Origin of the sequence: Clostridium chrysemydis (genome assembly GCF_015234215.1) — a bacterium.
GTDB classification, from domain to species: domain Bacteria; phylum Bacillota; class Clostridia; order Clostridiales; family Clostridiaceae; genus Clostridium; species Clostridium chrysemydis.
The window spans coordinates 207163-228505 of sequence record NZ_JADEKP010000003.1 but is presented as its reverse complement, the minus strand read 5'-3'; the positions used below and the strand labels follow the sequence as shown (position 1 = coordinate 228505).

Sequence of the window (21343 nt, the reverse complement as noted above, 5' to 3'; positions counted from 1 at the left end):
TTATTAACATTTTATTCCCTTTTATGCAATCTATCATAAATAAAATAATTATTTTATTTATGATAGATATATAGAACCAAAACGAGGTGATTATTATAGAAACATTAGTAAATTATCAATTAGATTTTCTAAAAAGATATACAAATATATCAGATTTAAAAACGATAGATAAGATGAGATATGGTTTATCCTTTATTAACTCGGAACTTTCTAAATTTTTTATATTGCTGTCTTTAGCAGCAGTAACAAACACATTAGATAAGTTTTTGATATTGATACTTCTGCTTCCTATAAGAAGCCTTATTGGAGGCCATCATGCTAAAGATTATATTAGCTGTTTACTTGTTAGTGTAAGTATTTATATTTCTTTGATATTACTATCTTTTTTGTTTAAAGATTTATTTATCTTAGTTAAAGTCTTTGGGCTTACCTTGTTTACACTATCAGTAACTTTCAAAAAGTGCATAAATAATCCTAATAGACCAAAAAGAACTAGTTCATATATTTACAAACTTAGATTTTACTCTTCATTGATCGTATTAGGATTCTTCATTATATCTAACACACTATCTAATATAAACTCAACATTCGGGTTTATATTAATAATATTATTAAGTTTTGATTTTATATTTATTAAAAAGGAGAATGTTTAAAATGAGATTAAAAAAATTTATAGCTAAAAATATTTCACTACTTTGCGTAGCAGCTTCTGTAGTTGTACTTGCTTCACCTTGTTGGTTTTGGTCAGGTGAAACTACTCCCCCAGATTCACTTTTAGATAATGATACTGATATTTAAGTATTTTTTCTCAATATCAACTTGTATTGTACCGCCGTGCTTTTGGACTAACTCATTTACATTGAAAAGTCCATAACCACGGCCTTTTCCTTTTGTTGATTCACCCTTTTTAAACATCTTATCTATTTCTATTATTTTTTCCTTATTTATAGTATTAGAAACAATTATTTTATAGCTATGCTTCAACTTAGTTATTGTTAATTTAATTTCTTTAACAGTTTCATTTTCTATAGCTTCAATTGCATTATTCAAAAGGTTATTCAAAACTACTGATATTTCTGAATCTTCCATAGAAATAAACTTTAATGAAGTTCTTATATCAAATGAAAAAGTTATACCTCTCTTCTCACATTCCTTTATTTTATTATAAATAACTGCTTTAATTATTACATTATCAATGTATTTCAAATTAGAATACATATCTAAATTAATCGATCCATCAATGTAGTTTTTGATACTTTTTATAAGGTCTTCATCCTCACTAAGTTCAATTATAGATGTTATAGTCGCTAAGTGGTTTTTATATTCGTGTTCGTTTGCCCTAAACTGTTCTAATAAATCATTCAAAACTAATCTATACTCTGCTAATGCCTTTAATTCCTTTTTTTCTTCTAACTCTGTATAAATAACTTTATACGAATAAACATTTACACAGATAAGTGCAATTAGCGAAATTAAGTATTGGATATAAATCGGATCCCCAAACCTATTTTCATTTACAGTATTTAATGTAAAAACCATAAAGAACGCTAAGTTAATTATAAACGTACTTATTATCTTATTTTTATTTACAAGTCCTCCCATACTAAGCTTTTTCTTTCTTAACAGGATTCCAATTGCAAATAATGCTATAATTAGAAGTGGAACAACCACTAAAAAGAATACACCATACATGCCTATAGCATCACCTAAAAGTGGCATTATTATAATTATTCCTATTCCATCTATTGCAAAGCTAATAATACTTCCAATAATAAGTTCAATACACGTCTCAAAGTATTCCTTTTTATCAACAAACCCAACTAAAACTACCTTTAATAAGAAAATCATTATTCTTACGATCGAATGTAATGAGCTAAATATTGAAAATGAAATTCCTAAGATAATTGCAATAATAATATACTTAAATATATTTTTTTTCTTATCTCTATTAAATAGAACATTATAAAAGAGAATCGATGATAAAATCTCTATTACATTTATTATCCAAATAATCACCTAATTTTCTCCAATATATCATTTTTATATTTGTATCCTATAGGTATGATATCTTCACAAGACCAAAATTTTGCTTCCCATACCTTATTATCAATTCTCTTTACTTCCTCAATGTATCTTCTATTTAATGCAAATGCTTTATGACATTGAATAATTTCAGTATCATCTATAAGCTTTAAGATTTTACTAAGTCCATAACCTTTTCCAACTATTTTCCCATTTTTAGTTCTTAATATACAATTTCTATCTAGATACTCAATAAATATTATGTCTTCTGTATACACTTTAGTTTTTATAGTGCTAGATATATTAACTAAGATATGCTTACCCTCTTTTTCTAAATTATTGTTATCCTCACCAAATAAATTAACTATTTTTATCACTTCTTCTTCATCGTAAGGTTTAACTAAAAAATCATAGCAATGTACATCTTTAAATGCTTCAAGCATATAAACAACATTAGCCGTAATAAATATAATTCCTGTTAGAGCATACTTCTTTTCTTTTCTAATTTTTTTTGCAAAATCAACACCAAGCCCATCTGGGAGCTCTATATCAAAGAAAAACAAATCAACGTTACGCTTTTTTAAAACTTCCTTTGCCTCTTTTAAGCATCCTACAGCATACACTCTTGAATCTAAAAAGTTTTTTTCAATAATTCTCTTAAGTCTATCTCTTTGATCTTTTATATCTTCGACTACTAAAATATTCATTTTCCCACCCCCATACAACTATATATTATCCTTTTTACTACTTTTTTTCAATATTTTTCATATTTTCATGTAAATTTCTGTCCCTTTCACGTTTTAGAAAGATTAATCTAATTTATTAATTCTATACTATTCTTAAATATTTATTAGGAGACATATATGGAAACTATAATTTTAAATCATGTATACGACCTAAATTCATTGTTCAAAACATTCAACATTATCTTTATAAAATCAATTAATGACAAAAAAGCTGTCCTGAAAAACTTATCATCAATCCAAAGTAACAAAATTAATATTTTTATTATCTACTCTAAAATAAACTATTCTTATAATTCATTAGATCCACTACTTAACACATTAAAAAATTATAAGAAGATATTCATACTAGATGGTTCTAAATCTATTTTTATTTCTTGTTATTTTAAGAATCAATTTCCTAGCATAAGTAATTTAATTAAAGTAAGTAAGATATATCCCTCAAATCATCTAAATATTTTAGTTACAAATACACTAACTTTACTAATAAACTCTAAGCTAAATTCATATGACTACTTAATTACTAAAGAATTAGAAAATTGTATTATCTATAAATCAATTAAAGAATAAAAAAGCTACCACATTTTAAATGTGGGAGCTTTTTTAATAACTCTTTACTATATATTTTTTTCTAAAAGCGTAACCTAATACTACATTTATACATATCTACCGCAAAGTTCAATAAAACTTTGGAGTTCAAAAGTAACTTTCTTAATATATTCATAATTTATAAAATCACAAATATTATCTTCATTTTTTATATTTAAAAATCTAATAGTTTCAACCAAGGTATCTTTAAATAAGTACTTGCCACCCTTATCTTTCAAAAGTAAATTTCCGTTGTGGTGAACTATACAATTTCTTAAACTCCCAAGTTCTAAAATCAAATTAGATAAGCCTTTAGGGTAGCTAATTCCATACCGTCTTTTTAAAACAAATATAGAAAATCTAACATTCATAAAAGAAGTCGAAGTGCTGATTGGCTCGTTTAAACTTCTAGAATAGGACTGCCATTTTCTTTTTTCTTCATCTAAAAATTTATTTATATCTATCTTTTTATTTGAAAATCCCTCTATTTCAGATATATAGTCTTGCATAAAGGATTCAAACAAACTCATCAAATATATTATGCTCTTTTTATAGTTTGCTTGTTTTGCCTGTATATTTAATATCCTTATGCTTTCTTCATTTTTCAGAATATCTCTTTCTATCATTTCATCTATTTTATTTTCTAAAAGCATATCTGGAAGCCCTACTTCATTTCCTATTCTTCTTGAATATTTTCTACATACAGATACCAAAGTTTCCCCTCCTAGCCTGTCTAAAGTCTATTTTTATATTATATTTTTAATACTCTTCATATATTAGTGACTTATAATTATATTTTTTAAGTCGATTTTTTAAATATGTAATTTTATTCTTCTTAAAATTGCATTTATTATTTTATTTTCTAAATTCTCAAAACGAATATTATCATTTATTTAAATATTATTTTTCGTGATTTTTAATGTAAAATGAATGGTCATCTTGCACTTTTCTAAAATTTATGCAGGATTTTTATCAAAAACTCCTTTTAAGTTCCTTTTTTTTCACAAATCATAAGTCATCATACATACATTTAACCCCTTGTTTAAAAAAAGTTCAAATTTATATTATTTCTTTTATGATATACTAAAGCATGTAAAATGAAATTTTAACTAAGTCAAACTTGCAAATTTCACTTAACTAAAGTTTTATTTTATTCGACTTTAAGTAATAAACTGCCAAAGGGGGCTTTTAAACTAATGAAAAAATTTGGTCTAGCATTTCAAATAATTATAGGACTTGTGCTAGGTATTATAGTTGGTGCTGTTTTTTATGGTAACCCTACAGTTACTTCATATCTGCAACCACTAGGAGACATCTTTATAAGATTAATTAAGATGATAGTAGTACCTATAGTCTTTTCATCACTTGTTGTCGGCGTCGCTGGTGTTGGTGATATTAAAAAACTTGGTAAAATCGGTGGTAAGACAATCCTTTATTTTGAGGTTGTAACTACATTTGCGATTATAATAGGTTTAGTCGTTGCAAATATTTTTAAGCCTGGAGATGGTGTTAATATAAGTTCACTTGCAACTACTAACATTGATCAATACATGAATACAGCAGAAGCTGCATCAAATCATGGGTTTATGGATACATTTATAAACATTGTACCTACTAATATCTTTGAATCTCTAGCAAAAGGAGATTTACTTCCTATTATTTTCTTCTCAGTTATGTTCGGTTTAGGGGTAGCTGCTATAGGAGAAAAAGGAAAGCCTGTACTTTCAATTTGTCAGGGAATAGCTGATGCAATGTTTTGGGTAACTAACCAAATCATGAAACTTGCACCTATTGGTGTATTTGGCTTAATCGGAGTAACTGTTTCTAAGTTTGGATTAACATCATTAATCCCTCTTGGAAAGCTAATAATAACTGTTTACGGGGCTATGTTCTTATTTGTGTTCTTTGTTCTTGGATTTGTTGCTAAAATGGCAGGGACAAGCATTTTAACACTTATAAAACTTCTAAAAGATGAACTTATTTTAGCTTACACTACTGCAAGTTCGGAAGCAGTTTTACCAAAGCTTATGGAGAAAATGGAAAGGTTTGGTTGCCCTAAAGCGATCACTTCTTTTGTAATCCCAACAGGTTACTCATTTAACTTAGATGGTTCTACTTTATATCAATCAATTGCAGCACTTTTTATTGCGCAAATATACGGAATCCATCTACCACTTTCTGCTCAAATAAACTTAGTACTTGTACTAATGCTTACTTCAAAAGGTATGGCAGGTGTTCCTGGTGCATCTTTCGTAGTGCTTTTAGCAACTGTTGGTTCTTTAGGAATTCCAGTAGCTGGGGTAGCTTTTATAGCTGGAATAGACCGTATAGTAGATATGGCAAGAACTGTAGTTAACGTACTTGGAAACTCATTAGCAGTTGTAGTTATCTCCAAATGGGAAAACGAATTTACACCTGTTTGTGAAGAAGAAATAAATTCTATTAGCGAAGCTATTTAAAATAAAATATAGCCAACCACTATTGTGATTGGCTATATTTTTTCTATTATTCATTTTTTAATTTATTACTACTAAATTTAATTGCTAAACCCCAAACAAAGAATAGTACCCCAAAAGTTCTTATATCACTCGCTCTTGAGATATCTATATCCCCCCATATGTTACCGTTTAAAACAAGTACAATATTAGTAGCAAAAAATACTAACATTGCTCCTATAGCTATAAAAAACTTATACATATAACTCCCCCTCTATTATATTTTCTTACGCTTTAACAATAGTTTCTTATTAAATTATAATCTTTACTTTATATCTATTATCATATCTTTATGATAATACTTTAAATCATCTTCATTAATCTCTCTTAAAACTTTGCAAGGACTTCCTATAGCTACTACATTTTCTGGTATGTCTCTAGTAACGATACTTCCTGCACCTATTACAGAGTTTTTCCCAATTTTAACTCCTGGAAGAACTATTGAACCTGCACCTATCCAAACATTATCACCTATATAGATAGGAAGATTATATTGTGCTTGTTTTCTTCTAAGTTCTGGGTGGATTGGATGAGTTGCTGTATCTATAATTACATTTGGAGCAAACATAACGTTATCTCCCACAAATATCTCACCATCATCTACTAAAGTTAAATTGAAATTAGCATAAACGCCCTTTCCAAAATGAACATTTTTCCCACCCCAGTTTGCTCTTAAAGGTGGCTCTATATAGCAATCTTCTCCTAGTTCACTAAACATTTGTTTTAATAAATTAGTTCTCTTTTCTTGCTCTGTAGGTCTTGTATTATTAAAGTCATAAAGCAAATCTAAACACTTTAGCTGCTCTTTAACTAATTCTTCATCATTACAAAAATATAATTTTTTATTGTACTGTCTCTCTTTTATATCATTTAAATCCATAGTATATTCCACCTTACCTTTAGTTATTTATTAAATTTAGATTTATCATAATTATATGGAATACTAGTTCCAACTACTACATCTTCTATTTTATCAATAATTAGCCAATCATCCATATTGCTTTGATGATCGAAATCTAATTCTTCTATTTTTTCAAGATCTTTAAACTCTACTAAACATAGACATTTCTTATGCCATCTTTGTTTCTGTTTTTCAGTTAATTGTAACTTTTCATTATTTTCTTCAATATTTTTTGTTATTTCTTCTTCTGTAAGTTTAATAAGATTTTTAACATCACTAACTGTTGCTTTAGCCGATATTTTTTTGCTTCCCTTTTCCATAAAATATATTATTTCATCTTTAAAAATCCTACTGTGCGGAATTTTTCTTCCAGCCGCTCCTCGAATAATCATAGTTTTACTTCCATCTAATATTTTTGATAATTCTTTAGATTTATCATCGCAATAAGCTAAATGCACCATGCCCTTTACCTCTCCTTTTAAAACCCCTAAAATTTGTATTTTACATATTTTAGCATATCATTTTTATTCTTCTTTATCAATTTTAACTCTTAATAATTTATTTTTAACATTAACTGCGTATTTTAAGGTGTAAGCTGGCATTCCCTTATTCATAGCTTTTATTATCTCGCTCATCTCACCCTTTATACTATCTTCATCTTTATACCAACCTAAAACTATGGATTTTTCACCCCAAAATGCTCCACTATTAACTCCTATAAGCCAATATCTAGGTTCATCATCCTTAGCTTTATACATAACCTCTGACGCTAAAACTTTATAACAATTAACTATAGATTTACCATCAAAAGATTTAATCGTAATCTTCCCAGTTGGAACTATTACATTATTTAATTTGCCCTCATCTTTTTCTTTTACTTCACCTAACATCAAATAATCTAAAGAAATATTAAGCTTTTTTGATAATATAAGTAACTTTTCCATCTCAGGATATCCTGAGCCTTGTTCCCACTTAGAAACAGCTTGCCTGCTCACTCCTATTATCTCCGCTAAATCTTCTTGTGAAATACCCTTTTCTTTTCTAATTGATTTTAAATTCTCTGAAAAACTCATAAACTTCAATCCTCTCTTATTTAATTATACTAAAATTATAAAATCTATTCTTTAAATAAAACACCAACTACCCTTTGCATTTTAGAAACTTGAAGTTGCAATTATAAATTTAATGCCAAAACAGCATAAAACTAATGCTATTTTGGCGTTTTTAAAATTATCTAGTTTTCAAAATAAAATTCTATAGCCTTACCTATAAAATCCGAGGCACCTTTTCCATACTTTTTATCAATTCCTTCTCTTAAAATAGAATTAGAAAGGTATTGATTTCCTATATAACTCCAATAATTCTCTCCTAAAGAAATATTTAAGCGCTTATTTCTAAACTCCGTTTCTTTTATTATTAAAGAGACTATTTTTCTAATCTCTTTAGACTTTATATCTTTATTTAAATCAAAGGTAAGTTTTTTATATAAAGATTCTAACTTTGTCTCATAATTTCCCAAATTATAATTTAATGCTTTAAATATAAATTCTGAAGCTCCACTTTTAAAAATATAATTAACTTCCTTTATCCATTCATTACTAGCTCTAAAAGCTTGTACTAAAGAATACCAGTAGTCGTCTCCAAACTCCCCCCTAAAAATTTCATATTCTTCTTTAGATAACTCTTTAATTTTATTTGCTATAGCTTGTACCTTATCTGAACTTGGCATCTCTTTTAGATTCTTTGTAAGTTCTTTATAAAAGTTTTGGAGTATTTTATTATTACCATTTAATATATCTTCTTTATATTTATCTACTTTTTCAGCATTTTTAATAGCTAAAGATTCATTTATATTTTTTAAAACTGAATCTGTGTATTTATTAATGCTTCCATACTGTTCTACTGCCATTTTATAAAAATCTTCTTCTTTTGATTTTATGTTATTTATCATATTATCAAAATTTTCTAAGCTCCCCCAAAGCTTTATTACTTTTTCTGTATTTTCCCTTTTAAAATTATTAAGTGCCTCATAATATTCACTCATATCAAATTCTTTAAAACTCATATTTTTTGCTCCTTCTAAACTTTCATCTATTAGCTTTAAAAGCCCATTTAACCTATCCCTTTTTAAAGTTATAAGTTTTTTATGGTTTTCTAAGGCCCTAGTCTTATCAAAATTTGGAGTAGTTATAATTTCTTTTATTTCATTTAAACTAAAATCAAGTTCCTTAAAAAATAATATTTGCTGCAAAGTTTCAAGAGACTCATCATCATAAAGTCTATACCCTGCGTTTGTTAGCTCTTTAGGTTTTAATAAACCTATTTTGTCGTAGTGGTGTAACATTCTAACGCTGACACCTGTTATATCTGAAACTTGTTTTACTGTTCTCATAACTTCATCTCCTCTTTTAAGCTTAGAGTTTTAATACTTTTATTTATTTGCCGGCACATAAATTTTTTGTATCTATCTCTCTATGATTTTATAATAAACTATTACATAATGTTAGAGTCAACAAAAAAGCTAGAAGTTTTTAAACTCCTAGCTTTTTAATATCTTTTACTTTTTGTATTGAACTAAGTCCCAAAGGTTACCATATAAATCTTTAAATACAGCTACAATTCCATATTCTTGCTCTTTAGGTTCCCGTACAAATTCTACTCCGTTTTTAATCATTTTTTCATAGTCTCTCCAAAAATCATCAGTTCCTAAAAATAGAAATACCCTATTTCCAGTTTGGTTTCCTATAAAAGATTCTTGCTCAGCCTTAGATGCTTTTGCAAGAAGTATTGACGCCCCTTTTGAACCTTTTGGAACTACAACTACCCATCTTTTATCTTGCTCTTTTATATAGGTGTCTTCGATTAAATCAAAGCTCAGCTTTTTTGTGAAAAAGTCTATTGCCTCATCATAATCTCTTACTACTAATGAAATATTTACTATCGATTGACTCATTAAAATCTCCTTATCCTGCTTAGATTTAAAGTCTAAAACCTTTAATCTATCCTAGTTAATTTTATATTTTCTCTTTCTCCTATAATGATTGGAACTTGTTCTGTTTCAACGTTGCTTGTATCTATTCCAAACCATTTAGCAGGAGAAACTGTTATTTTTTTGATTGTTAATTTTGCGCTAGTTACAAAGCTATCCCACTTTGAAAGGTCATTTTCATTTGAAAGTATTTCTTTTAATAAAATAAATTTAAAATCACCTACAGAACATCTGCTGTTATTAAGCATATATTCTTTTGGTTTAAACTTAACTTCACCTTCACGCACCATCTCTTGAATTATTTGGTGTAAGAAAACATTTATCTTTTGGTTTATACGGAACCCTAAATTAAATTGAATACAAAATACCTTGTTTGGTACTATAGTTTTTACGCTATACGCCTTAGTGTAAGGTTCATCTGTTACTTTTACATTTATAAACCAATAGTATTTTCCACGCTTTGGTTGCTTATTAAAAATTGAATACATTATTTTGCTTTCGATTTTTTCGTAGTTTTGTGACTCTGTTAGATAAACTATATTAGTTGCATAAAGAGGTAATTCTTTATCTTCATATAAAGATTCAAAATCATCTTTGTAATCAAGTATATCTACGTATTGACTGTATCTCTTTCTGATTATTGTACCGTAAATCCATATATACATTAGGAAAATAATTGCACATGCTATTAAGACAGTTATATATCCACCATTTATAAATTTAAATAAATTAGCATATAAGAATCCAAGTTCAATTGTCATAAACACTACAAGTACAATTATAGACATAACTAATTTTTTCTTAATACATCTTATGTATTCAAATAATAATAAAGTTGTCATAAGCATCGTTATAGTTATTGCAAGCCCGTATGCAGCTTCCATATTTTCTGATTTTTGAAACTTTAATACTAATAATACACACCCTATATAAAGTAAATAATTTACCGCAGGTATATAAATTTTCCCCTTATCATCGTTTGGATATCTGACTTGGAGTTTTGGGAAAAGATTTAATTTAATCGCCTCAGATACTAAAGTAAATGATCCTGTAATAAGTGCCTGACTCGCAATTATTGCTGCAATAGTTGCTATTATAGTTCCAGGTATTACAAACCAACTTGGCATAATTAAAAAGAATGGATTCTCCTTAATTACACTTCCTTCTCTTAGAATTAACCAAGCTCCTTGACCTAAGTAATTAATTATTAAACATATTTTCACAAAAACCCAAGTGTATCTTATATTTTTCTTACCACAGTGCCCTAAGTCAGAATATAGTGCTTCTGCACCTGTAGTACAAAGGAATACTGCACCTAATATATAAACACTTTCAGGACTAGTAATTAATAAATGAATCCCATAATACGGATTAAATGCCCTAATAATTTCAGGGTATTTTAAAAGTTCGTTAAGTCCTAATATCATAAGCATTGAAAACCAAACTACCATCATAGGTCCAAACATCTTTCCTATTATATCTGTTCCAAACCTTTGAAGTAAAAATAGTACAGTTAATATACTTATTACAATTATTATTATACTTTCAGTATCAATAGGTAAAACTAAAGTTAGACCTTCTATTGCTGATGTTACCGTTACTGGCGGAGTTATCATCCCGTCTGCAAGCAAGGTAGCTCCTCCTATAAGTGCAGGCACTATCAGCCATTTAGCTTTTTTTCTAACAAGGGTAAATAAAGAAAATATCCCACCCTCACCATTGTTGTCAGCTTCTAAAGTTAACATTATATACTTTATAGTAGTTTGAAGTGTTAAGGTCCAAATTACAAGAGATACCCCACCTAAGACAAGGTCCTTTGAAATGTAACCATTATTTACTCCTATCATTGATTTCATAACATAAAGAGGTGATGTTCCTATATCCCCATACACAATCCCGAGTGCTACTAATAAAGAAGCTATACTTACTTTTTTCTTCATTTCTCATAATCTCCATTCTAATGCATGTCTTAATAAAATTTATTCCCCCATTATATTCTCCCTAATTTTATATGTATATATTACTAACATACATTTAACTATTGTGAACAAATTTTAACATTTTAAAATTAAGACCTTTTTCTTTCACCTAAACTAAAATCTGTATCTGACAGCTATATGAATCGATATTGAATAAATCGTCAAACAAATCAAATTCAATAAAACTTTTTATCTCTATGTTGTTAATTTTAGCGTACTCGCCTATCTTTTTTACTCTTTCTGACTCATTTTCTTTTTTATAAGATAAAGTTAAATACTCTCCCTTTGGTAACTTTTTTATAAAATCATTTTCTTTTAGCCCTTTAATATTTTTTATAACTCTAAAAACATACTTAGGTTTAACTTGGTCTTCTTTTAAAACATCATATATTATTCCTTGTTCCATAGATATATCAATATTATTATCTCTTATTATTTTATTTAAATTAGAAAAGTATAGGAGTTCTTTTAAATCTCCTGACTCACTGCAAGGCGCTATAACAATATATCTTTCTTTAAAATTTTTGATTTCTATATCTTCTTTAAGCAAGATATCTTTAGAATGCTCTACCCCATCTTTTAAGGTATCTATATTTTTTATAATTTCTTTCATTTTATTTATATTTTCTTCAGCTTCACTTCTCTTTTTATCTAAAAACTCTATTAAGTTTTCCATATCACATTTTTTAAAAATATCTTGTAATTCTTTTATGCTAGTTCCAAGTTCCCTGCAAGCCTTAATTATATCAATATAAACAAACTGCTCTATAGAATAATATCTATATCCAGTAGATTCATCTATGTATTTAGGGCTAAGAATTCCTACCTTTTGATAGTACCTTAATGCCTTTATAGTTATTCCTTTAATCTTTGAAACTTCCCCTATAGAAAATAAATTTTGCATTTTTTCACTTCCTTTAAATCTAAGGTTGACTCTCCCCTTAGAGGAGATATTACTATAATTATAAGATAAAAAATACTAAATATTAAATAATTTTTGTAAAAATTGAAAGGATTGATTTTATGAGAGATGTTAAATATAGAGCCTTATGTAAAGAGGATTATGAAAGAATTAAAGAACTTATCTGCACAGCCTTTGGTTTTAATGAATTTATTAAAGATAAGGATGTTTTAGATAAGGTTTTAACTATTTACCTAGAAGGGTGCATATTAGATAGTACTTTTAGTAAGGTTTGCGTAAAAGATAATAAAGTTATAGGAATAATACTCGGGAAGGCTAAAAGTGATCCAGTAAAAATAAAAAAATTCCATAATAGATTTAACTATTTAACTACATTAACAAAGCTTATCTTTATAAATAAAGAAAATAAAAAGTTAATAAAAGAATTTTCTAAAGTAACTGAAACTTATAAAGAAATAATAAAAGGAAAAGAAGATTCTTTTGACGGATGTATTCAACTTTTTATAGTGTCAGAAGAATCTAGAGGGCTAGGAGTTGGAAAAGCTTTAGTTAAAAGCTTACTTCAATATATGGATAAAATGAAGGTTAAATCTTTATATCTTTATACTGATACTAGATGTAACTACGGTTTTTACGATAGTCAAAACTTTAAAAGAATAAACGAAAAGAGAATCAAGTTTGATCGTGCAAATTCTGATTTAGATGTGTTTTTATATAGTTATAAATTAAGCTAACTTAAAGGAGTAAGTAAAAAATTACTTACTCTTTTAATAATTTATTTAACATCAAACCTGTCTGCATTCATAACCTTATTCCAAGCAAAAACAAAGTCACGTATAAACTTTTCCTCCTTTGAATCACTTGCATAAATTTCAGAAAATGCACGAAGTTCTGAGTTTGAACCAAATATAAGGTCAACTCTAGTTGCATCCCACTTTATCTTTCCAGTTTTCCTGTCAAACCCTCTAAAGTGACCTTTTTTTTCAGGAAGTTCCTTCCACAAAGTCCTCATATCTAAAAGATTTACGAAAAAGTCGTTTGTAAGGCATTCTTTTTTATCTGTAAACACACCTTCTTTTGAATCTTTATAGTTAGTATTTAATACCCTCATTCCACCTATTAAAACTGTCATATCTTTAATAGTTAGGTTTAATAACTGAGCTTTATCTACTAGCATATCTTCAGGTCTTTCTAAAACACCTTCTTTTATATAATTTCTAAACCCGCAAGCTTTAGGTTCTAAAACGCTAAAAGATTTAATATCTGTATCTTCTTTAGTTGCATCAACTCTTCCAAAGGTAACAGGAACAGCTATATTATAACCTGCATTTTTAATAGCTTTTTCTATCCCTAAAGCTCCCCCTAAAACTATAATATCCGCTAGAGAAACCTGCATCTTTTTAGAGTGAGATCTATTAAAATCATTTCTGATTTCTTCTAAAGTATCTAAAACTTTAGTAAGTTTTTTAGGTTCATTAACTTCCCAGTCTTTTTGAGGGCTTAACCTTAAACGAGCTCCGTTAGCCCCTCCCCTTTTATCTGAATTTCTAAAAGTTTGAGCTGACTTCCAAGCTGTAGAAACTAATTCTGATATAGATAGCCCTGAATTTAATATACTTTTCTTAAGCTTTGAAATACTCTTTTTATCTATACTTTTATAATTTGGTTTTGGAAGTGGGTCTTGCCAGATAAAATTAACCTTAGGAACTTCTGGTCCTAGATATCTAGAAACAGGTCCCATATCCCTATGAGTTAACTTAAACCAAGCTTTAGCGAAGTCCTCTTTAAATTTTTCTGGGTTTTCTAAATAATTCTTTGCTATCTTTTTATAAGTTGGGTCGTAGATAAGGGATAAATCAGCTGTAGTCATCATAGGTCTATGTTTTTTTGAAGAATCAAAGGCATCTACTACCATATCTTCTTCATCTACATCTTTAGCTAACCATTGATGTGCTCCAGCTGGACTTTTCACTAATTCGAATTCGTATTTAAATAAAGTCTTTAAATAACCCATAGTCCACTTTATAGGATTAGCCTTCCAAGCTCCCTCTATCCCACTACTTATTGTATCTTCTCCCTTACCTGTTTTATAACTATTTTGCCAACCGAGTCCTTGATTTTCTATCGGTGCAGCTTCTGGCTCTGGCCCGACAAATGATGGCGATGCAGCTCCGTGACACTTTCCAAAAGTATGCCCTCCCGCAATAAGCGCCACAGTTTCTTCGTCATTCATAGCCATCCTAGAGAAAGTTTCACGAACGTCTTTTGCTGATTCTAGCGGGTCTGGATTCCCCTTAGGCCCTTCTGGGTTTACGTAGATTAAACCCATCTGAGTTGCTGCAAGAGGGTTTTCAAGCTTATCCTTTTCTCTATCAGAACCTAGCCATTTCTTCTCTTTTCCCCAATAAATATCCTTTTGAGACTGGAATACATCAATTCTTCCTCCTCCAAACCCAATAGGTTTTAAACCCATAGATTCAAAAGCACAGTTCCCAGTAAGTATTATAAGATCAGCCCAAGAAATTTTATCTCCGTATTTCTTTTTAATAGTCCAAAGAAGCCTTCTAGCTTTATCTAAATTGATATTATCAGGCCAACTATTAAGAGGCGGGAATCTTTGAAGTCCAAGCCCTCCGCCCCCTCTACCATCCCCTATCCTATAGGTTCCAGCACTATGCCAAGCCATCCTAATAAAAAATGGCCCATAATGTCCGTAATCCGCAGGCCACCAGTCCTTAGAGTCTGTCATAAGTTTAAACAAATCATTCTTTAGTTCATAATAATCTAATTTCTTAAATTCTTCAGCATAGTTAAAATCCTTATCCATAGGACTACTTAATTCTGAGTTTTGACGAAGAACATCTAAATTCAGAAGGTTAGGCCACCAATACTCGTTAGTAGTCCCCTCCTTAGTCATATCCCTACTAGATCTTCCAGTCACTGGACATCTTCCTTCTAACATAACACTTTTTCTAATACCTTCCTTACAAAATACTATTACAGTAAATTATATAGTTATAAGGCGGATGCTATGATATATTTTCTAGCAAAAAAAAGATGCCCCATCAAGCGAAGATTAGCATCTTTTTTGTTAACATATTTCGTTTAATTCAATAGCCCTAAAACAAATAAACGTTTTAAGTATTAGCTTAGTGTTAGCGCACTAAGCTTTTCTTGCTAGAATTCTTAGAAACTTGTTTCTTTAGAATTCTGCACTCCTCAGCTTAACTGAGTGAGTTTCCTATTTGAATTATATCAAAGTTTCACAAAAAATAAACATCAAAATCTTAATTAAATTACTTGTAATTAATTCCAATGAAAATCTATTTAAACCAGTCGCTTCCCTTTCAATACAAGCATTCTATAAATAGTATATAATGTATATAAACGACAATTTGGAGGTATTTGACTTTGAAAAAAATATTCTTAACTATTAGAAATGTATTTTATATCTTTTTACTTTTAGCCCTTTTTAGATCTATATCAGGTAATCTAATAGAATTTCCAACTAATCCTGTAACAATGTTTATATATCGCATCCCACCTCTTTTTTCAGTGTATCAGTTACCAATTATATTACCTATATTATTTTGTATTAATATAGTTTTTATTATGTTTTCATCAAAAATTATTAAAAGTATCAAAAATAGAAAAACGCTTAAAATAATTTATATGTTTTCAATAATCATAGATATTTTGATGATATTAATACTATTTATTAACTATAAAGTTTTAATAATAGACCGAAATGTATACCTACCAGTTTTTTATACGTACTATTACTATTTAACCTATGCACTATTTATATCCTCATTTATTTCATTAATAAATAATATTGTCTATAATTTAAAACAATGTTTTAAGCCTTAGCTTAGTGTTAGCGCACTAAGCTTTTCATTGTATCTATTACTTCCTTTAATGAAATGCACTCTGCATATCTATCTTTCCACATAAACTCATTGTAATATTTATAGCTCATTTCACTATCCATAAACTCATTATCTATAGTTGAATTCGCGTAACTTGGAACAATCTTATTAAACCCGTGTTCAAAGCCGCACTTTATAGTCGCATCAATGCATTTATCAGTTTGAAGACCTGCAACAATTATATTTTTCTCATTCTTTTCTTTTAAATATTCTAATAGTCCTGTTCCTTTAAATGCACTATTAAAATTTTTAACAAATACCTTTTCATCCCCTAAAGCTTTAAAGTCTTCATAGATTTCAAAACCTGTTTTTCCTCTAGTTAGCTCAGTTCCAGCTCCTTCATCGTGAACTATATAGATTATCTCTATATTATTCTTTCTAGCTATATCTATTAACTCTTTTATATTTTTAACAAAATCCTCTAAATTATATAATTCATTATTTACTAGTAGTTTTTGTGTATCTACAATTAATAAAACCATCCAATTTCCTCCTAAACTTTAATTAATAATACTACCATCTATAATTTAATAAACAAACTGTAAAAATTATCTAATAAGTAATAAAAAGTATATTTTTTATTGTATCATTAAATAAAAAAAGTAATTAGAGGTAAATAATGAAAAAAACAAAGAAACTATTTAGAATATTTGTATTGTTGATTGGTTTGATATTATTTATGAATTTCTTGGGAATGATATTTTCTATAGGTAGTACTGAGTTTGATTTAAGAGAATTTTTAATAGTTTTTCTTAAGATGTTTGCAGCATTCGCTTGGTTTTTTGCTACAAAGGAGTCTTCTGTAATACCTAATGAAAACTAGCAATATGCACGTTATATTAACCAAAAAGAACAACTACTTTAAATAAAAATAGTTGTTCTTTGAATTCACCTAATATTATTTAGTTAAATTATCTAGTGATTCTTTTATATCTTTAGTATAACTTCCACCGTGATAGCAGATTATTCTATCAATATCATAATCTAATAACTTCTTAATAGATCTCTTAGATTCTTCTATATCTAAAGTGTACTTAGGGACTGCTGGTGCTAATTCACCATCTTCTACAACTAAGGCATCCCCTGTTATTAAAGATTTGCTTCCCTTATGATAAACAGATATGTGGCCTGGCATATGCCCTGGAGTTGATACTATTTCAATCCCACCACAAATATCAAAGTAATCTTTATCCTGAACAGTAATATCTACATCACAGTTTTCTACGCCTTCAAGCATCTTATGAAAATATAAAGCATGCCTTTTTTCTCTATCTGTTAATGTTTCAAATATCCCTTCTGCTTGCTGTAATCTAAGTGATTTCTCGCTTCCATTTATATAAGGCTCATCTTCTTTTGAAGCTAAAACCTGAATTTTAGGATATTTTCTCTTAAATTCAGCTAAAGATCCCATATGGTCATAATCGTGATGAGTTATGATTATCTTAGTTAATCTTTTTATATCAACATCATTATTTTCAGCGATTTCTTCTATAGTATTTACATACCCTGGGTGTCCGCTATCTATAAGCACCATTTCGTTGTCATCTTCTAAAATTACTAAATTAAGTTTATCGTTTTGTGCACTAAGTTTTAATGGCACTTCTAAAACTTTTATCTTACTCATTTCGTTTCCTCCTAATAGTAATCTAATTCTCTTAATTACTACTTTCAATTATTATATAGTTTATATTATCTTCTTTTTTAAGATAAATCAAAGATATTTAGGTTACATTTTTATGATTTTCTTTAATACTTGATATAAACATAAATAAAAATATAAACATTAAAACAATAATTATATTAAATATATAACTATTTATTCCGAGTCCTTCTAATGCCATATTTAATGAAGTTCTTATCCAAATAAGTTGGAGTCAATTTTACTATATTATAAATATCACTTTTCATAAACAGACAATAATTTTCTAATACGTTTAATAAGTTCTAAACGCATATTTTCTGGCCCTATACATTCACATTTATCCCCAAATCCCATTAAAATATTATATCCTAAATCATCTGCAACAAAGGGAAAGTCGACTATAAATTTATCATCAGAAAAAGCCTTAACATTATCTTCTCCACACCTTTCAACCATCTGTTCTCTTAAGGACCAATCAACTAAAAGCTTAATTTTAATAAGCCTTTTATCTATCCAACCACTTCCATCTAGTGGTTTTTCTATAAACTCTCTTTGCCAAAATACTTCATCTAATATTTTAAGATTTGAAATTCTAGATAATTTAAATACTCTAAAATCCTCTTTAAAAGTGCAATACCCTTGTAAATACCAGTTATTTTCTTTAAGTATTAGCTTATATGGTTCGATAATTCGTTTATCTTTAATTCTATTAGTTCCATAATATTCAAATTCTAAAAGCTTATTATCATTTAAAGCACTTTTTATTTTATCAATATTAGATTTAAAGCTCTTATTTCCCATCCAAGTTGTTAAATCAATTGTTATTTGGTTTGATTTTAATTCTATATCTTTAACCTGAGCTTTTGGAAGTAAACTTTTAACCTTCTCTAAAGTTCCTATAAGCTCTTTATTTGATATAGTAGTTGAAACACTAGATAATCCCATTAGGATAGTAGATATATCTGATATTGTAAAAAGTTTCTTATCGACCTTGTACTCTTCCATAATGCTAATACCACCATTAACTCCGTTAAAAGTTACTATCGGTATTCCCGCTAAAGATAAAGTTTCTATATCTCTATATATGGTTCTTGTACTAACTTCAAACATTTCAGCTAATTCTACTGCACTAACTCTTTCATTATTTAGCAATACCATAATGATTGATATCAATCTATCTATCTTCATTAATTTATCTCCTTAATTCATGAATATATATTTTTAACCTTGACATACTGTTGTCAATTTTGGTGTGATATATTAAATCTATTAGTAATAATATATAAAAAATGGAGGTTATTGTAAATGAATTTTTTAAAAGAATTTAAAAGGATTATGTTATCCCAAACTGAACTAGCACTAGCAACTAGCGTAGATAATATTCCAAACGTTAGAATCGTAAATTTTTACTATGATATTTCAAAGAAAGGTGTTATATATTTTTCAACCTTCTCTGATAATTTAAAAGTTGAAGAGTTTAAAAAAAATAATATAGTCGCATTTACTACTATACCTTCTAACGAAATAGAGCATATTAGAGTTAATAAGGCAAATATTTTTAAAAGCAACTTAACTATATTGGATTTAAAAGAAGAATTTACAAAAAAGATTCCTGATTATGAAACTACAATAAATGAGGCTTCTGAATACTTATCTCTTTACGAAATTCACTTCAATCAGGCTACTGTAACATTAAATTACACCCAAAGCGATACCATAACTTTATAATAAAAAAAATCCAAAGATAGTTGAATTATCTTTGGATTTTTTCACTAATATTATCTTTATAATATATCGACTTGTATATAGCGGTTTTTCCAGCTCCATTAACTCCAGCAAATATAGTGCAATTCCATCTTTATTTATCGATAATTTTCCTTTGCTCTCTTTGCAATATAAAATTAACTAAAGCTGCATAAAAATCTTTCTCTTCTTTATCCTTTAAATTTCCAAGCAATTCCATCACATCACTATAAGAATAGCTCTTAAAAATATCAAATAAATTTATATCTTCTTTTTTCATAATTACTCCTAAAAATATCAATTTAAATTTAACGAAACTCTTACTTTAAAATACTATAAACTAAATGTTTCATCTCTTTGCCTTTATATACTTTTATAAATTCACTTTCTAAATTCATTTTGAGCTTTTTAGCTACCTTTAAAGATGCTTCATTTTCTGGGCGAATCGTAGCTATAACCTTTTCTTTTCCTAGCAAGGAAAATGCATACTCTATCATAGCATTTGCACCTTCTAAGGCGTAACCTTTATGCCAAAACTCTTTTTTTAGTATGTAGCCAAGCCCTGTAAAATGCTCCCCAAAAACTACTTCATCTAATAAACCTATTTGTCCTACTACCTTTTTAGTATTTTTATCTATAGCTAAAAAATAATCGTACCCAAACTCTTCGTACCCTTTTAACCTTTTATCTATCCAACGCTCAACTTCCTCAGAAGTAAAGCCTTTCTCCCAAGCGTACATCACTTCTGGATCTTTTAGCATTTCTGAAATATTCTTAAAATCATTTTTATTAATCCTCTTAAATATTAACCTTTCGCTAGTTAAAACTGTATCCATACAAACATCTACCTCATAATATTTATCGATTAAAATATAATCATTTTTATATTTTAAGCTTCCTTTAAGAACCTTTTTATTATCTTCAATCATTAATTCTTTAGGATAATTATAATCTAACCTTTTCTCTATAACTCTACCTTTATTAATAATCTTATCGTAGTTGTTTTCAATATAATTTTCACTAAAAATAAGACATATATCCTTTATAAAAGGTAAATATTCCTTTTTAAAATCTTTCTTAAAATCAAAAGGAATATAACACCCTTCAACTATTAAGTTTTGCTTATTTTCTATAGCTGTTTTAATCATTTCACAAACTATAGGCCAAAGATAATCCGTAAGTTTATCATCGTCTTCTGGAGTAAGTTCTGTTTTCCCGCTACGAATTAAACCCATCTTTAAATGATCTATAGATATATAAGGATATTTATATTTTTCTAATAATTTCTGAGCTAAAAGTGTCTTTCCTGTATGCGAACTTCCTGATATTAAAAAAATCATATTGTTTACCTCTTTTAATTATTTAATATTAATTTATATTATATCAAAAC

24 protein-coding genes are annotated in these 21343 nt (G+C 28.2%); 7 read left to right on the top strand and 17 right to left on the bottom strand.

Translation table 11 applies throughout. The annotated features are described in order from the left end of the window. Window positions 1-86 precede the first annotated feature (86 nt). On the top strand, window positions 87-653 hold the full coding sequence (locus INR60_RS17715; protein WP_194191609.1) for an accessory gene regulator B family protein: 567 nt from the start codon (window positions 87-89) through the stop codon (window positions 651-653). A 1-nt stretch (window position 654) separates the two neighbouring features. Then, window positions 655-798 carry a hypothetical protein gene (locus tag INR60_RS11155; RefSeq protein ID WP_194191608.1) on the top strand — a complete coding sequence of 48 codons (144 nt, stop codon included), beginning with the start codon at window positions 655-657 and terminating at the stop codon, window positions 796-798. Here the strand turns inward: INR60_RS11155 and INR60_RS17650 are convergent. Then, window positions 775-2016, bottom strand: a complete 1242-nt coding sequence (locus INR60_RS17650) for a GHKL domain-containing protein (RefSeq protein ID WP_194191607.1) — start codon at window positions 2014-2016, stop codon at window positions 775-777. The genes INR60_RS11155 and INR60_RS17650 overlap by 24 nt on opposite strands. Next, on the bottom strand, window positions 2013-2729 hold the full coding sequence (locus INR60_RS11145) for a LytR/AlgR family response regulator transcription factor (RefSeq protein WP_194191606.1): 717 nt from the start codon (window positions 2727-2729) through the stop codon (window positions 2013-2015). The genes INR60_RS17650 and INR60_RS11145 overlap by 4 nt, the downstream gene beginning before the upstream one ends. A gap of 156 nt (window positions 2730-2885) precedes the next feature. Between INR60_RS11145 and INR60_RS11140 the strand changes: the two genes are divergently transcribed. Then, on the top strand, window positions 2886-3335 hold the full coding sequence (locus tag INR60_RS11140) for a hypothetical protein (protein ID WP_194191605.1): 450 nt from the start codon (window positions 2886-2888) through the stop codon (window positions 3333-3335). A gap of 86 nt (window positions 3336-3421) precedes the next feature. Here INR60_RS11140 and INR60_RS11135 read toward each other — a convergent pair whose 3' ends face one another. Then, window positions 3422-4066 (bottom strand): hypothetical protein, encoded by a 645-nt coding sequence (locus tag INR60_RS11135; protein ID WP_194191604.1) that lies wholly within the window; start codon window positions 4064-4066, stop codon window positions 3422-3424. Window positions 4067-4549: 483 nt separating this feature from the next. Here INR60_RS11135 and INR60_RS11130 point away from each other — a divergent pair, with 483 nt between their 5' ends. Beyond that, a complete protein-coding gene (locus tag INR60_RS11130; protein ID WP_194191603.1) occupies window positions 4550-5812 on the top strand; it encodes a cation:dicarboxylate symporter family transporter in 1263 nt (420 codons plus the stop codon). Between the two features lie 46 nt (window positions 5813-5858). On the opposite strand, the gene INR60_RS11125 is transcribed toward INR60_RS11130, so the two are convergent. The 8 genes from INR60_RS11125 to INR60_RS11090 all read right to left on the bottom strand — a co-directional run bounded on the left by INR60_RS11125 (window position 5859) and on the right by INR60_RS11090 (window position 12621). After that, window positions 5859-6050, bottom strand: a complete 192-nt coding sequence (locus INR60_RS11125) for a hypothetical protein (protein ID WP_194191602.1) — start codon at window positions 6048-6050, stop codon at window positions 5859-5861. 63 nt (window positions 6051-6113) lie between these two features. Beyond that, window positions 6114-6728, bottom strand: coding sequence for a sugar O-acetyltransferase (locus tag INR60_RS11120; protein ID WP_194191601.1), 615 nt, complete (start codon window positions 6726-6728; stop codon window positions 6114-6116). Between the two features lie 23 nt (window positions 6729-6751). Then, complete coding sequence (locus INR60_RS11115; protein WP_194191600.1) at window positions 6752-7210, bottom strand: hypothetical protein; 459 nt, start codon at window positions 7208-7210, stop codon at window positions 6752-6754. Window positions 7211-7273: 63 nt separating this feature from the next. Beyond that, complete coding sequence (relB, locus tag INR60_RS11110) at window positions 7274-7822, bottom strand: type II toxin-antitoxin system RelB family anti-toxin (RefSeq protein WP_194191599.1); 549 nt, start codon at window positions 7820-7822, stop codon at window positions 7274-7276. A 161-nt stretch (window positions 7823-7983) separates the two neighbouring features. Next, window positions 7984-9141 carry a MerR family transcriptional regulator gene (locus tag INR60_RS11105; protein ID WP_194191598.1) on the bottom strand — a complete coding sequence of 386 codons (1158 nt, stop codon included), beginning with the start codon at window positions 9139-9141 and terminating at the stop codon, window positions 7984-7986. Window positions 9142-9306: 165 nt separating this feature from the next. Next, entirely contained in the window at window positions 9307-9702 is a 396-nt protein-coding gene (locus tag INR60_RS11100) for a VOC family protein (protein WP_194191597.1), read from the bottom strand. A 41-nt stretch (window positions 9703-9743) separates the two neighbouring features. Next, window positions 9744-11678: a KUP/HAK/KT family potassium transporter gene (locus tag INR60_RS11095; protein WP_194191596.1), complete on the bottom strand. Its 1935-nt coding sequence runs from the start codon at window positions 11676-11678 to the stop codon at window positions 9744-9746. A gap of 148 nt (window positions 11679-11826) precedes the next feature. Continuing rightward, window positions 11827-12621: a MerR family transcriptional regulator gene (locus INR60_RS11090; RefSeq protein ID WP_194191595.1), complete on the bottom strand. Its 795-nt coding sequence runs from the start codon at window positions 12619-12621 to the stop codon at window positions 11827-11829. Between the two features lie 119 nt (window positions 12622-12740). Here INR60_RS11090 and INR60_RS11085 point away from each other — a divergent pair, with 119 nt between their 5' ends. Next, entirely contained in the window at window positions 12741-13373 is a 633-nt protein-coding gene (locus INR60_RS11085) for a GNAT family N-acetyltransferase (RefSeq protein WP_194191594.1), read from the top strand. Window positions 13374-13414: 41 nt separating this feature from the next. Here INR60_RS11085 and katG read toward each other — a convergent pair whose 3' ends face one another. Further along, the gene (gene katG, locus INR60_RS11080; RefSeq protein WP_194191593.1) at window positions 13415-15601 is read right to left on the bottom strand and encodes a catalase/peroxidase HPI; all 2187 of its coding nucleotides are present in this window, start codon (window positions 15599-15601) and stop codon (window positions 13415-13417) included. A 915-nt stretch (window positions 15602-16516) separates the two neighbouring features. Continuing rightward, the gene (locus tag INR60_RS11075; protein WP_194191592.1) at window positions 16517-17050 is read right to left on the bottom strand and encodes a cysteine hydrolase family protein; all 534 of its coding nucleotides are present in this window, start codon (window positions 17048-17050) and stop codon (window positions 16517-16519) included. Window positions 17051-17187: 137 nt separating this feature from the next. Here INR60_RS11075 and INR60_RS11070 point away from each other — a divergent pair, with 137 nt between their 5' ends. After that, complete coding sequence (locus INR60_RS11070) at window positions 17188-17391, top strand: hypothetical protein (protein ID WP_194191591.1); 204 nt, start codon at window positions 17188-17190, stop codon at window positions 17389-17391. Between the two features lie 75 nt (window positions 17392-17466). Here INR60_RS11070 and INR60_RS11065 read toward each other — a convergent pair whose 3' ends face one another. Together INR60_RS11065 and INR60_RS11060 are read right to left on the bottom strand one after the other, a co-directional pair. Then, complete coding sequence (locus INR60_RS11065; protein ID WP_194191590.1) at window positions 17467-18192, bottom strand: MBL fold metallo-hydrolase; 726 nt, start codon at window positions 18190-18192, stop codon at window positions 17467-17469. 273 nt (window positions 18193-18465) lie between these two features. Further along, window positions 18466-19398 (bottom strand): helix-turn-helix transcriptional regulator, encoded by a 933-nt coding sequence (locus INR60_RS11060; protein WP_194191589.1) that lies wholly within the window; start codon window positions 19396-19398, stop codon window positions 18466-18468. A gap of 117 nt (window positions 19399-19515) precedes the next feature. Here INR60_RS11060 and INR60_RS11055 point away from each other — a divergent pair, with 117 nt between their 5' ends. Then, the gene (locus tag INR60_RS11055; RefSeq protein ID WP_194191588.1) at window positions 19516-19938 is read left to right on the top strand and encodes a pyridoxamine 5'-phosphate oxidase family protein; all 423 of its coding nucleotides are present in this window, start codon (window positions 19516-19518) and stop codon (window positions 19936-19938) included. A 130-nt stretch (window positions 19939-20068) separates the two neighbouring features. Here the strand turns inward: INR60_RS11055 and INR60_RS11050 are convergent, their stop codons facing one another. Then, window positions 20069-20233 carry a hypothetical protein gene (locus INR60_RS11050; protein ID WP_194191587.1) on the bottom strand — a complete coding sequence of 55 codons (165 nt, stop codon included), beginning with the start codon at window positions 20231-20233 and terminating at the stop codon, window positions 20069-20071. A 40-nt stretch (window positions 20234-20273) separates the two neighbouring features. Next, window positions 20274-21293 carry a GNAT family N-acetyltransferase gene (locus tag INR60_RS17645; protein WP_207729562.1) on the bottom strand — a complete coding sequence of 340 codons (1020 nt, stop codon included), beginning with the start codon at window positions 21291-21293 and terminating at the stop codon, window positions 20274-20276. Window positions 21294-21343 lie beyond the last annotated feature (50 nt).